Raw genomic sequence first — 12,385 nt, 5'->3', positions numbered from 1 at the left:
TATCTGATTCTTAATAGCTAAGATAAAACTAAAATTTCACAATCTTCATCACTTTGTGTTTTCTTAAATAGCCTTGAATGATATTTCGGGTGTCTCGATTGTTTTGCATCGGTACAATGATGTTCTTAAGCACTTCAATATTGGTGATTTGGTAATTCAAATCATAAAAACAATAGCCTTTATAGATGCCATTTTCTATCATCACAGCCGAACGTTCTTGCAAACTTCTGCCACGATCAATAATCACCATATTTTCATTTTCAAATAAGTTGGAGTCAATGAATTCATGTACACGTTCGTTGTATTCCTCAGGTGTAATTTCGCCTACACAAGCTCCGTCACATTCTTTGATTTTATATTTAAAACAGGCATTTTTTGTATCATACAAACCATTGATTTTCTGACACAAGTTGTATTGATCAGTAATTTTAAACAAAGCATTTTTACCTTCTTGAACAGAAACGAAAGAAGTGATTTCTTTTTTTCGACCATCCGCTTTCTGAAGGCGTAAAGCTAAATAGCCATTTTCATCTTTCACAGCATACAAAGCCCACTGAAAAATAGTTTTACGTTGCGAACGATTGTAAATAGGTTTGTTGATTTTAATTTCTTCACTTTCTTTTAACAAGGCAATGAGTTCGCTGCCGGTTTCTTCAAAAGTCACGGCATAAACTTCTAATTGTATTTTTTTACATTTATTGGTTGTACCGGTAAAATGTTGATTGACCCGTTTTTTGATGTTTTTGCTTTTGCCGATATAGATCAAATCCCCTTTTTCATTGTGGATGTAATAGATTCCGGTTTTGGAAGGTAAGCTTTCAACAATATCCAACAATTTAGGCGACATTCCCGTTTTAATTTCAGATTTCACCATGCTTTTGACGATCTCTTTTTCGATGTCTTGTGCCAAAAGCATTTTGAATAATTTCACAGTTGCCATGGCGTCACCGCTTGCCCGATGTCTGTCAGCCATTGGAATTCCTAAAGCACGAACCAGTTTTCCTAAACTATACGATTCATGGCCCGGTAATAATTTTTTGGATAATTCAACCGTGCAAAGTGTTTGTTTGTGAAAACGAAATCCTAATCTTCGGAATTCGGTTTGCAAAATCCGATAATCAAAAGAAGCATTATGAGCCACGATAACACAATCTGCGGTCATTTCGATAATGCGTTTGGCTACTTCGTAAAATTTAGGAGCCGAACGTAACATGGCGTTGTTAATTCCCGTTAGTTTTACCACAAACGGTTGTATCGGTTTTTCCGGATTCACCAAACTGATGAATTGATCCACGACTTCATGACCATCAAATTTATAGATGGCTATTTCGGTGATTCCTTCTTCGTTGTATTGACCTCCGGTTGTTTCTATGTCTAAAATTGCGTACAAAGTAGTGTTCAGTATTCAGTTTTTAATCTATTTTCTTTTTTCTTTACTCTATTATCTCGAACCAAATATACTACTTCCAATCCGAACCATGTTACTTCCGCATTCGATAGCGAGTTGATAATCGCCACTCATTCCCATGGATAAAGTGTTCAGTTGACAGTTGACAGTTGACGTTTGACTTTGTTTGTCAAAAATAGTTTTTAAATGCAGAAACTCTCTTTTTATTTGTTCTTGATTTTCAGTAAATGTTGCCATTCCCATCAGTCCAACAATCCGAATATTTTCAAATCCTTGTTGGTCATGCTGAACTTGTTTCAGTATCTCGTCCAATTCTTGTTCATTCAAACCAAACTTGGTTTCTTCTTCTGCGATATGTATTTGCAACAAACAATCAATTTTTTTTCGCCATTTCCTGGCTAAACGATTAATCTCTTTCAGTAATTTCGAACTATCTACTCCGTGAATTAAATGCACATACGGAATCATGTATTTTATTTTATTTGACTGCACGTGTCCAATCATGTGCCATTGGATATCTTTTGGCATTTGTTGCCATTTCTCAGTCATTTCTTGGATTTTGTTTTCTCCAAAAATACGTTGACCGGCATTATACGCTTCCATTAAATCTACTACCGGTTTTGTTTTGGAAACCGCAACTAAAGTAATGTGAGGTGGGAGAGCGGATTTTATTTTAGAAAGGTTTTCTGCTATTGACATTTTTTTATTTTTATTAGAACACAGATTTAAGAAATTTTAATAATTTTCAAAATTTCTTAAATCTGTGTTCTCAAATGTTTATCTAAATTATAATTCATACACCATCAATCCACTTCTAAACTTTGGTTCGATATAGGTACTTTTCGGAGGCATAATCAAATTATTATCTGCCAACGCTTTTACTTCAGAAATATCCGAAGGATAAAGCATGAAACCGACTTCAAATTCGCCCTCATCGACCAATTCTTTTAGAGTTAAAATCGATTGCTTTCCTGGAATGTATTCAATGCGTTCGTCGTTTCTCAAATCATCAATGCCAAGTAAAGGTTGCAAAACTTTGTCATATAGAATTTGAGCATCTAAGTTTTCTAAAATGGTCGGATTATTTGTTTCTTGTTTGTAAAATAAGGCATAAAATTTTCCATCGAGATACATGCCAAATTCAAATTTGCTTTGTGGTTTCCACAATTCCTGTTCTTTGTTTTTGATGATGAAATGTTCTTCTAATTTCGATAGAAAATCGGCTGTTGAATGACCATTTAAATCGCGAATAATTCGATTGAATTCATAAATTTTCACATTGCTTTCGGCAATTAAAAAACTCATAAAATAATTTAAATTTTCGTTACCTAAATGGTGGTCTTGGTCATATAATAATTCGGCAGAAGCAGAACGGTGATGCCCATCGGCAATGTATAACTCCGGAATAGTCTCAAATTGTTTTTGCAACCATACAATTTCTTCATCACTGTCAATTTTCCAAAGCTGGTGCTTTTCTTTATTGGTTGTGGAATAATTGTAAATGGGCACACTTTTTTTCTTTTCTTCAATCCATTGGTTAATCGATGGATTATCCGGATATGTAATCAAAACGGGTTCGGTATTAAAACCGGTTTGATGTAAATAATCTTTGAATAATTCTACACGATATTGCAGCGTATCTTCGTGTTTCTTGATGACATTATTTTTATAATCTTCAATCGAAGTTCCGGCAACAATGCCTGTAAACAGATTCGTTTTCGTTTGTATTTCATAAAGAAAGAAAACAGGTTGGTCTTCTTCTATAAAAATTCCGTCGTTTTTAAAATCCTGGTATTTATGAGCGACTCCTTTAAAACGTTTATCCAAAGTGATTTTTTGAGAATGTATATACGCCGGATGAATCACATGTAAAAAGGAGTACGGATTAAAATTCAGCCATGATGCCAATTCGGCCTGACTGTAATCGTCGTAATTTCTACATGTAACCAAAGCGACTTTGTCGGGTGTTGGACGAACGGCTTTGAAAGGGATTATTTTGCTCATATTGCTTAACCACGAAGGGCACAAAGTTTTACACAAAGTACACGAAGATTTTTTGTGAGCTTTGTGCTTTCCTCGTGCTCTTTGTGGTTAAATTTTATGTAAACTGTTTAGAAACTTTCTCTGCTTTTTTACTCTCCGAATAATCGTAAAAGCCTTCTCCTGATTTTACTCCTAATTTTCCGGCCATAACCATATTTACTAAAAGTGGGCAAGGAGCATATTTGGGGTTTTTGAATCCGTCGTACATGACATTTAAAATGGAAAGACAAACATCTAAGCCAATAAAATCGGCTAATTGTAAAGGTCCCATGGGGTGAGCCATTCCTAGTTTCATCACCGTATCAATTTCTTGGACACCGGCAACGCCATTGTACAATGTTTCGATAGATTCGTTAATCATCGGCATCAAAATTCGGTTGGCTACAAATCCAGGATAGTCGTTTACTTCCGTTGGAGTTTTACCTAATTTTACGGATAAGTCCATGATGATTTTAGTCACTTCATCGGAAGTGTTGTACCCACGAATGATTTCTACTAATTTCATAATAGGCACCGGATTCATAAAATGCATCCCAATTACTCGTTCCGGATGCACCACTTGAGCCGCAATTTGTGTAATAGAAATGGAAGAAGTATTGGTTGCTAATATCACATTATGGTCGCAAATGTCACTCAATTGTTTGAAGATATTCATTTTTAAACCAACGTTTTCGGTTGCTGCTTCAACTACCAAATCGCAACCCACAACACCATCATTAATATCGGTATAGGTAATAATGTTTGAAATGGTTTGGTGTTTTTCTTCTTCAGAAATACTGCCTTTTGTTACCATTCGGTCTAAGTTGGAAGCAATAGTTGCCATTCCTTTTTCTAAGGATTTTTCAAATTTATCGATTAATTTTACTTTAAATCCGCTTTGAGCAAAGGTGTGGGCAATTCCATTACCCATGGTTCCTGCTCCGATTACTGCGATTGTTTTCATTATATTTTATTTTTTTTAAAATTTAATACCGCAAATTCGCAAATTTTATTTAATCATAATTTGCAAATTTGCAGTTATTTCTATTACTCGTTCATCGAATCAATAATCATATACGCTACTCGTAACGCCTCCGTTCCATCTTCCAATGTCACCACGGGCGTTGTATTGTTATTGATCGCATCTGCAAAAGTTTCCAATTCGTCTAAAATGGCATTATTCAACGAAACTTCAGGATTATCAAAATAAATTTGTTTTTTCACGCCTTCGGCATTTTGTAAAATCATATCAAAATCACCTGGAACTTCAGGAGCATCTTTCATTTTTACTACTTCACATACTTTGTCTAGATAATCTACAGAAATGTAGGCATCCTTTTGAAAAAAACGTGATTTTCGCATGTTTTTCATCGAAATCCGACTCGAAGTCACATTGGCCACACAACCATTTTCAAACTCAATTCTCGCATTGGCAATATCGGGTGACTGACTTAAAACGGAAACACCACTGGCATGAACGGCTTTTACTTTAGATTTTACAACACTCAAAATCGCATCAATATCATGAATCATTAAATCTAGAACTACAGGAACATCCGTTCCACGAGGATTAAATTCGGCCAAACGATGAGTTTCAATAAACATCGGGTTGTGAATTTGATTTTTCACAGCGATAAACGCAGGATTAAATCGTTCTACATGTCCCACTTGACCTTTAACCTTATGTTCTTTAGCTAAAGCGATGATTTCTTCGGCTTCTTCAACGGTGGTTGCAATGGGTTTTTCAATAAAAACATGCTTTCCCGATTTGATTGAAACTTTAGCACATTTATAATGCGAAAGGGTAGGAGTTACAATATCAATTACATCCACCGCATGAATTAATTTAGCAATCGTGTCAAATTGTATATATCCAAATTCGGCTGCTATTTTTGCCCCGTTTTCTTGATTTTCATCATAAAAGCCAACTAATTCGTATTTTGAGGATTGTTTGAGTAATCGTAAGTGTATTTTTCCAAGGTGTCCGGCACCTAAAACGCCAATTTTTAGCATAAAAGTAAATTTTATCAAAAATAGTAATAATATGAGAAAATCCAATGTTTAAAAACTTCAAATTGCTAAGAAGTTTATCAATATTTATTCTTCAACTTTAGATTTTGTAAATTGGATTTTTTACCACTATTTTTACCAAAATAAAGATTACCAAAATTGAAAGACACTTCTAAACATCAAGGACTTCGAAATCAGTTGGTCAAGCTATTGGAAGGAAAAGGAATAGTAGACAAAAACGTACTGGAGGCTATACAAAAAATCCCTCGTCATTTATTTTTAGATTCCGGTTTTGAACAATATGCTTACCAAGACAAAGCTTTTCCGATAAGTGCAGGGCAAACCATTTCGCAACCCTATACTGTTGCTTTTCAAACGCAATTATTAGAAGTAAAAAAGGGAGATAAAGTATTAGAAATTGGAACAGGTTCTGGTTATCAAACGGCAGTTTTGTGCACAATGGGAGCAAAAGTATATTCAATAGAAAGACAATTGGAGCTGTTTAAAAAAACATCATTATTATTACCAAAATTAGGAATCAGACCCAAACATTTATCATTTGGTGATGGATACAAAGGATTACCTGATTATGCTCCTTTTGATAGCATTATTGTTACTGCCGGAGCTCCAACAATTCCAAAACCCTTAATGGAACAGTTAAAAATTGGGGGGCGATTAGTTATTCCTTTGGGAAAAAACGAGCAGATAATGACTTTGTTAATTCGAAAAAATGAAACACAATTTGAAAAACATGAACATGGTGAGTTTCGATTTGTTCCGTTGTTAGAAGATAAGAATTGAAATAATGAAACTCAAATTTTGCCGGATTCTTGTTAATTTATCATGCTTAAATATCTTTCTAAATTTTCTTTTTCAACCTGAGCAATAAAGAGTAAAAAATCTTCTTTATTGTTTTTTGTTTGTGCTGATTCTAATGAATTGTAATACTTCATTCGATTTTCATAATTACCTTTGATATTGGCTATAACATAACCATGTTGTAGTAAAATTAAGTTCATGACTAAACGGGAAGTTCTTCCATTTCCATCAATAAAAGGTTGAATATTGACTAACCTTTCGTGCATTTCAGCAGCTAAAATTACCGGATGTAATTTGCTTTTTTGACTTTCATACCAAATAAAATAATCGTCCATTTCTTTGGAAAGCAAATAGGGTTGAGGTGGCATGTGTTGACTTCCGGTAATCATTACTTGTACCCTGCGATAACTTCCGGCATCTTCCGGAATAATACCACGAAGAATTAAATTGTGTATAGAGAGCAATTCTCGTTCATTAAACGGAAAGCCTCTTTCCGTCAATTGCTTGATATATCCGATGGCTTCTTTGTGATTAATTGCTTCTAAATGTTCACGCATACTTTTTCCGGAAACGGTTAACCCTTCGTTGATAACTAAATCGGTTTCATGCAAAGTCAACGTGTTTCCTTCAATACGGTTACTTTCAAAAGTATATTCCAATTCAAGAGTTTGTGCAATTCTAAAACGGTCATTACTTCTTTTTTGATCCAAAAATTTCTTTAAACCATCAATTTCATTTAAAACTAGTTGCAATGAATTTGATATTTCCTTTCGATTAAAAGAGAGATTATTTTTGATATGTTCTTCAGCTACATGTATCGCTTTTAAGGCTAACTCATCCGAACCAATTTCATTTAAAATTTTTTCTTTTAACCAAGCAATCATTAAGGTTTCATAATCGAGCTCTAAAAAGGAGGCTAATTTAGTAATTTGTTCACGAGTTGGTTTCCTTGTACCATTTTCAAATTTACTAATCAATGCTTGATCTATCCCCAGAAGTTGTGCTACTTCACGAGTTTTTAGATTCTTTTGTTCACGGGCATTTTTTAATAAATTTTTCATCACATTAATGTCATGACAAAAATAGTCACATATGCCGGACGCACAAAAAAAATCGCAAGTAACTTTTTAAATTACTTGCGAAACTTTTATTTTTTGAACTTTTATTTTAAAGGAGGCAATGAACCGTCTTTTCTCATTTGAGTAACAATTTCATTTATAATATTTCCGGCTGTTTCGTCAATATGGCCGGGTACATTAGATGATTTTGTTGTTCCTGACCAGATTAAATTATTATTTTTTAATGAAAAAATATTGGTTTCTATAAAATAATAGGTGTTTTCAACATAATAACCTGGATCGTAATAATAAGGTGAATAATAGCCATACCAACCACCAAACATGGTGCCATAACTGTTGTAATAAGGATTACCATAATACAATGAAGTGTTCATTCCTGCAACATAATCTGTTTCCACACGGGTGTCTACTAATCGCAATGTTACAACGCCATCAAATTTTTCTAAATTTAAAAGTTTAATTAACATTTCTTGCGTCATATCCTTGTTTCCTTGATGCAAAAAATTGTAGGAAGGTTTAAATCCCGGATTATATTCTTGAAATTTTGTTTCTACTACTCTTCTGGTAACATCATCTTTCAATAGTGCAACCACTAATACTTTTTTAAATTGTTCACTGGCTAACGATGTGTTTGGATCTCTCCAGCTGTTAACTATGGTTGTGTTACTACTACTGCAAGAAAGTAAAAAAGAAAATGCTATAAATCCCAGAATTTTTTTCATAAAATTATTTTGAAAAGTTTATTATTGTTTAAAAATAGAAATAAAATTAGAATAATCAGATAGACTCTTAAAAAAGTGCGTTAAAAACTTTTTTTCATTCTATCAATTTCACGCTTGGTATCTCTGTCTTTTATGGTTTCTCTTTTATCATAGGTCTTTTTACCTCTGCATAAAGCAATTTCCATTTTGGCATATCCTTTTTCGTTGACATATAGTCGCAAAGGAATGATTGTTAGACCTTTATTTTGCATACTTTTTTCTAAACTTTTTAATTCTTTTTTGTTTAATAAAAGTTTACGTTCACTTTTAGCTTTGTGATTATAATGAGTGCCATATAAATATTCCTCAACTTGTGAATTAATTACAAATAATTCACCATCGTGAAATTCGCAAAAACTTTCGGTAATTGAAGCTTTTCCCAATCTAATAGATTTTATTTCTGTACCGGTTAAAACAATTCCGGCATCATATTTCTCCAAAAATTCGTAATCAAATTTGGCTCTTTTATTCAGTATGTTTATCATTCTTTGCATAATGTTGCAAATGTAAGAACAAAAATGAGGATTATTTAAAAATTTATTACACTAGAAAATATTTTTGAGATATGATTTTTATCAGTTTTTTAATTATTTGTTAAAATTATTTTTGGTCAATAATTTTAAAACAATTTAATAATGAGAAAAATAACTTTTATTTTAGTAACGGTATCTTTAATGATTACAAATTTTGTTCAAGCTCAAGAAAAAACAACTGAAAAAGCAACGGCTGATTGTGAAAGAAATTGGCAAGTACGATTAAGAGGAATTGGTATTTTCCCGGATCAATCTGCAACCATTGGAATCATTGGTGGAGATATAGCCATTTCTAATGCCTATGTACCTGAATTAGATTTTACTTATTTCTTTACGGAACATTTTGCCGCCGAATTAATTTTAGGAACCGCAAAACATGATGTAAACACAGTAGGTTCTGATATCTCTGCTATTGGTGGTCCAACAAGTTATGATGTTGATTTAGGAAGTGTAATGTTATTACCTCCAACATTAACTGCACAATATCATTTTTTCCCAATGAAAGAGAAAAAATTTAAACCATATGTTGGAGCTGGTATCAACTATACTATTTTCTATAATGTTGAAGAAGGAGATGTTGTTAAAGGAATTGAATATGACAATGCAATTGGTTTTGCAGGTCAAGTAGGTTTTGATATTTTATTTACAGATAAATATTTCGTAAACTTTGATGTTAAAAAATTATTCTTAAAAACTGATGTAACAGTTGATGCTTCAAATTTAGCCACAGGATTAAGTATTCCAGCTGAGGTTACAATTGATCCTTGGATTGTTGGAATTGGTGTAGGAATGAAATTCTAAATAAATTATTGGTTAGTATTCGACGTCGTGTCGAGAAGTAGGGGGTCATTGCCAATTTGGTTTTGACCCTTATTTTTTTATTAACTTTTTATATTTAAGATTGAATAATTATTATATTCGTGAATCTTAAGCTAAAAAATTAAAAGTATGATAAAAAAATTATGTAGAATTTCAGTTTTTACTCTTTTATTTTTGGTTTCGTGTTCAAAAGAAGATGAAATGAAAGAAGAGTTGATTACAATTTCTAACCAACAAGAGCCTTTAACTGCTCGACAGATTAACGAGAATATCAATTCGTACAATCAAACTGGTGAAAAGTTTTATTGGAAAAAAGCTACTACACACATGTTATGGAGTGCTGTTTTGAAAGGTAATAATTTGGTAACTGTTGGTTTTGGTATTAATAGCTCTGATTTTGACAGAACAAAATCTGCTTCATCAAATCAAATTCAAAATGAATTAATCAATCTGATCAAAAGATATGAAGGTGATCAAAATGAACACTTGGTTATAAATCAAGATGCCTATTTGAATTTAATAGATGTTACCATAACAAAACAAGAAACACTTGAAGCTCTTCGACAAAATAAATTTGTACGTTATGTTGAACCGGCAGATTATCGTTATTTTTCTTTTGAAAATCAAGGAAATCCAAAAGATAATCAAATTCAATCTGATTCGGGTTGTGGATATGGTACATCAACAATCAGTTCGGCTGATTTTACGACTATTTCACCAAACGCTCAGGTTCCTTGGGCATTTTACAAACATGGAATTCCATCGGCTTGGGGTTATAGCTCCGGAAGTGGAATAACGATTGGTGTTGTCGATTCTGGTTTATCTTCTCAACAGTCATTGATGAATACTAGTTTTAATACCGGACTTTCTTCCGGGCGTTCTGTCCAACGATATGGTACTTATGTAGATTCTATTTGGCCTTGGTCAACAACAACCGATGGTGTCAATGATTTATGTGGACATGGAACTAGTATGGCATCTGTTGCTACAGCTCCTCGAAACGGAAATGGTTTACCCGTTGGAGTTGCTTATAATGCCAATTTATTGACCTATCGAGCATCATCCGATGTTGTTTTGAACGGCTACCATGAACAAAATGGAGTTAAAAATGCATTTACTGCATTAGGAAACAGAACAGATGTCAAAATAATTTCAATGTCAATGGGGCATATTTTTTCTGTTGGAAAAATTGAAGATGGGGTTCGATATGCCAACAACAGAGGAAAATTAATTTTCTGTGCCGGTGGAACTTCAACCTCATTTACTAATTTTGTGGGTGTTATTTTTCCGGCTTGGATGCCTGAAACTGTTGCGGTAACCGGAATTAAAGAAGCTTCAACGTATCAAAAATGCGATGTTTGTCATAGTGGAAGTGAAATAGACTTTACTATTATGATGCAACGTTCAGGAAGCAACAATACAGTTCCGGTGTTGAGTTATTATAACAATCAAGCTGATTATGTAGGCGGATCATCTGTGGCAACGGCAACTACTGCCGGAATTGCTGCATTAGTATGGGCAAAAAATCCATCATGGACTAAAGCACAGGTTTTGACGAAGATGAAACAATCCTCACAATTTTATCCAACTAAAAATTCCCAATTTGGTCACGGAATTATTAATGCATTGACTGCGGTTCAATAAAATTCAATTTTTAGAAATTTATATAGCCCCAAATTATTGGGGCTATTTTTATTTAGAATTTGAAATATTAAATTAACAATTTCATCCCTATTATTTTGTGATATATATTACAATGAATTACATTTGCCTTCACTATTCGGGATGTAGAGCAGCCTGGTAGCTTACTAGCATGGGGTGCTAGGGGTCGCTGGTTCGAATCCAGTCATCCCGACGAAATAAATCCTTTGAGGAATTCTCAAGGGATTTTTATTTTCTGCAAAATAATAATTTGAAATTTTTATATTAATTGATGTTTTCATACAATAATTAAATCAACTATTCAATACACATTTCAACGTTATTTTAAAAATAATTAAAAAAAAATCAAAAAAAATGTTGTTATTTAAAATATTATGTTAAATTTGAGTCCCCTTAAATCTATTATTAACCTAAATTTAGCACTATGGCGACTCTTTATGAATCCATTGAAAACGAGAAAATTTCTTCTCTCGTGTTTCCTAAGTCTGATGTATTAAGTAAAAATGAAGCAATTCTTCAGCGTATTTCCGAGTTGAAATTAGCTTTGTCATTTGGCAATCTTGATTATTTTAAAATCAAGATATACTTTGAAGATAATCTTTCTAAAAAAGTTGTAGAAGCAAAAGTATGTGGTGTCACAAATAAACGTGTGATATTAACACAAGGTATTGGAATTCCAATTAATAGAATTTACAGAACATTTAAGTTTTATACCTAAAATGCTATTATATGACAGAAACTATGCCCACTTTCTTTGAATTAATAGAGAAAGAATTGGTTCATTCGCTGAATTTTCCAAAACTAGATGTTTTAGAAAGCAAAGAGCTAAAAAGACACCGCATTGCCGGATTAACAAGAGCCTTAGCTCTAGGAAATATTGAACATATTAAAACAAAAATCTATTTTGAAGACAGTACTTCTAAAAAAATGGTAGAAACTACTATTTGGGGTATTACTGATGATAAAGTTATCCTAAAAAAAGGAGCAATCATTCCAATAAACAGAATCTATTATTCGCAATAGAATCTAGTTAGTTTGTTAAGTTGAAAACACCAACTGTGCCGGTTGGTGTTTTTTTTTTATAAATTATACAAAATTGATAAATCTAAACCATTTTGTTGATAATATTCAAGTACCGTTTTTTTAAATTCAATTGATTTTTTGATATCACCCATTTTATTGAAACATAAAAGTTGTTGATAAAGCAAATCACCTTTTTGTTCAGGTTCCATTTCCAATTTTGACAAAACATCCAGTTCATCTTTAATAATT

14 protein-coding genes and 1 tRNA gene are annotated in these 12,385 nt (G+C 32.9%); 6 read left to right on the top strand and 9 right to left on the bottom strand.

Translation table 11 applies throughout. The annotated features are described in order from the left end of the window. Positions 1–28: 28 nt before the first annotated feature. The 5 genes from C0512_RS09580 to C0512_RS09560 form a co-directional block, all read right to left on the bottom strand. Positions 29–1,390: an exonuclease domain-containing protein gene (locus tag C0512_RS09580; protein ID WP_290860967.1), complete on the bottom strand. Its 1,362-nt coding sequence runs from the start codon at positions 1,388–1,390 to the stop codon at positions 29–31. A 51-nt stretch (positions 1,391–1,441) separates the two neighbouring features. Then, complete coding sequence (locus C0512_RS09575) at positions 1,442–2,107, bottom strand: YggS family pyridoxal phosphate-dependent enzyme (protein WP_290860965.1); 666 nt, start codon at positions 2,105–2,107, stop codon at positions 1,442–1,444. 87 nt (positions 2,108–2,194) lie between these two features. After that, complete coding sequence (locus C0512_RS09570; protein WP_290860963.1) at positions 2,195–3,412, bottom strand: DUF1015 domain-containing protein; 1,218 nt, start codon at positions 3,410–3,412, stop codon at positions 2,195–2,197. A gap of 94 nt (positions 3,413–3,506) precedes the next feature. Continuing rightward, complete coding sequence (locus C0512_RS09565; RefSeq protein WP_290860961.1) at positions 3,507–4,394, bottom strand: 3-hydroxyacyl-CoA dehydrogenase NAD-binding domain-containing protein; 888 nt, start codon at positions 4,392–4,394, stop codon at positions 3,507–3,509. An 83-nt stretch (positions 4,395–4,477) separates the two neighbouring features. After that, positions 4,478–5,443 carry a Gfo/Idh/MocA family oxidoreductase gene (locus C0512_RS09560; RefSeq protein WP_290860959.1) on the bottom strand — a complete coding sequence of 322 codons (966 nt, stop codon included), beginning with the start codon at positions 5,441–5,443 and terminating at the stop codon, positions 4,478–4,480. A 156-nt stretch (positions 5,444–5,599) separates the two neighbouring features. Between C0512_RS09560 and C0512_RS09555 the strand changes: the two genes are divergently transcribed. Then, a complete protein-coding gene (locus C0512_RS09555; RefSeq protein WP_290860957.1) occupies positions 5,600–6,241 on the top strand; it encodes a protein-L-isoaspartate(D-aspartate) O-methyltransferase in 642 nt (213 codons plus the stop codon). 32 nt (positions 6,242–6,273) lie between these two features. On the opposite strand, the gene C0512_RS09550 is transcribed toward C0512_RS09555, so the two are convergent. The 3 genes from C0512_RS09550 to smpB form a co-directional block, all read right to left on the bottom strand. Then, complete coding sequence (locus C0512_RS09550) at positions 6,274–7,320, bottom strand: Fic family protein (protein ID WP_290860955.1); 1,047 nt, start codon at positions 7,318–7,320, stop codon at positions 6,274–6,276. 101 nt (positions 7,321–7,421) lie between these two features. Next, positions 7,422–8,060, bottom strand: a complete 639-nt coding sequence (locus C0512_RS09545; protein WP_290860953.1) for a hypothetical protein — start codon at positions 8,058–8,060, stop codon at positions 7,422–7,424. An 80-nt stretch (positions 8,061–8,140) separates the two neighbouring features. Continuing rightward, positions 8,141–8,593 (bottom strand): SsrA-binding protein SmpB, encoded by a 453-nt coding sequence (gene smpB, locus C0512_RS09540; protein WP_290860952.1) that lies wholly within the window; start codon positions 8,591–8,593, stop codon positions 8,141–8,143. A 141-nt stretch (positions 8,594–8,734) separates the two neighbouring features. On the opposite strand from smpB, the gene C0512_RS09535 reads away from it, so the two are divergent. From C0512_RS09535 to C0512_RS09515, 5 genes are all read left to right on the top strand, one after another. Beyond that, the gene (locus C0512_RS09535; RefSeq protein ID WP_290860950.1) at positions 8,735–9,433 is read left to right on the top strand and encodes an OmpW family outer membrane protein; all 699 of its coding nucleotides are present in this window, start codon (positions 8,735–8,737) and stop codon (positions 9,431–9,433) included. Positions 9,434–9,580: 147 nt separating this feature from the next. Continuing rightward, complete coding sequence (locus tag C0512_RS09530) at positions 9,581–11,095, top strand: S8 family serine peptidase (RefSeq protein ID WP_290860948.1); 1,515 nt, start codon at positions 9,581–9,583, stop codon at positions 11,093–11,095. A gap of 137 nt (positions 11,096–11,232) precedes the next feature. After that, positions 11,233–11,306: transfer RNA gene (locus tag C0512_RS09525), tRNA-Pro, on the top strand. A 231-nt stretch (positions 11,307–11,537) separates the two neighbouring features. Next, positions 11,538–11,831: a hypothetical protein gene (locus tag C0512_RS09520; protein WP_290860946.1), complete on the top strand. Its 294-nt coding sequence runs from the start codon at positions 11,538–11,540 to the stop codon at positions 11,829–11,831. 11 nt (positions 11,832–11,842) lie between these two features. After that, complete coding sequence (locus tag C0512_RS09515; RefSeq protein WP_290860944.1) at positions 11,843–12,136, top strand: hypothetical protein; 294 nt, start codon at positions 11,843–11,845, stop codon at positions 12,134–12,136. A 56-nt stretch (positions 12,137–12,192) separates the two neighbouring features. On the opposite strand, the gene C0512_RS09510 is transcribed toward C0512_RS09515, so the two are convergent. Next, positions 12,193–12,385, bottom strand: a 193-nt coding sequence (locus tag C0512_RS09510; protein ID WP_290860942.1) for a hypothetical protein, incomplete at its 5' end; no start/stop codon positions are given.

Origin of the sequence: Flavobacterium sp., assembly GCF_013822155.1 — a bacterium.
Classification (GTDB): Bacteria; Bacteroidota; Bacteroidia; order Flavobacteriales; family Flavobacteriaceae; genus Flavobacterium.
Note: the sequence above shows the minus strand (reverse complement) of the source record. Positions and strands in the feature narration are given on the sequence as shown.

Coding starts and splice junctions, on each gene's coding strand:
- C0512_RS09575 (WP_290860965.1), bottom strand. CDS start 2,107: ATGTCAATAGCAGAAAACCTTTCTAAAATAAAATCCGCTCTCCCACCT.
- C0512_RS09570 (WP_290860963.1), bottom strand. CDS start 3,412: ATGAGCAAAATAATCCCTTTCAAAGCCGTTCGTCCAACACCCGACAAA.
- C0512_RS09565 (WP_290860961.1), bottom strand. CDS start 4,394: ATGAAAACAATCGCAGTAATCGGAGCAGGAACCATGGGTAATGGAATT.
- C0512_RS09560 (WP_290860959.1), bottom strand. CDS start 5,443: ATGCTAAAAATTGGCGTTTTAGGTGCCGGACACCTTGGAAAAATACAC.
- C0512_RS09550 (WP_290860955.1), bottom strand. CDS start 7,320: ATGAAAAATTTATTAAAAAATGCCCGTGAACAAAAGAATCTAAAAACT.
- C0512_RS09545 (WP_290860953.1), bottom strand. CDS start 8,060: ATGAAAAAAATTCTGGGATTTATAGCATTTTCTTTTTTACTTTCTTGC.
- smpB (WP_290860952.1), bottom strand. CDS start 8,593: ATGCAAAGAATGATAAACATACTGAATAAAAGAGCCAAATTTGATTAC.
- C0512_RS09535 (WP_290860950.1), top strand. CDS start 8,735: ATGAGAAAAATAACTTTTATTTTAGTAACGGTATCTTTAATGATTACA.
- C0512_RS09530 (WP_290860948.1), top strand. CDS start 9,581: ATGATAAAAAAATTATGTAGAATTTCAGTTTTTACTCTTTTATTTTTG.
- C0512_RS09520 (WP_290860946.1), top strand. CDS start 11,538: ATGGCGACTCTTTATGAATCCATTGAAAACGAGAAAATTTCTTCTCTC.
- C0512_RS09515 (WP_290860944.1), top strand. CDS start 11,843: ATGACAGAAACTATGCCCACTTTCTTTGAATTAATAGAGAAAGAATTG.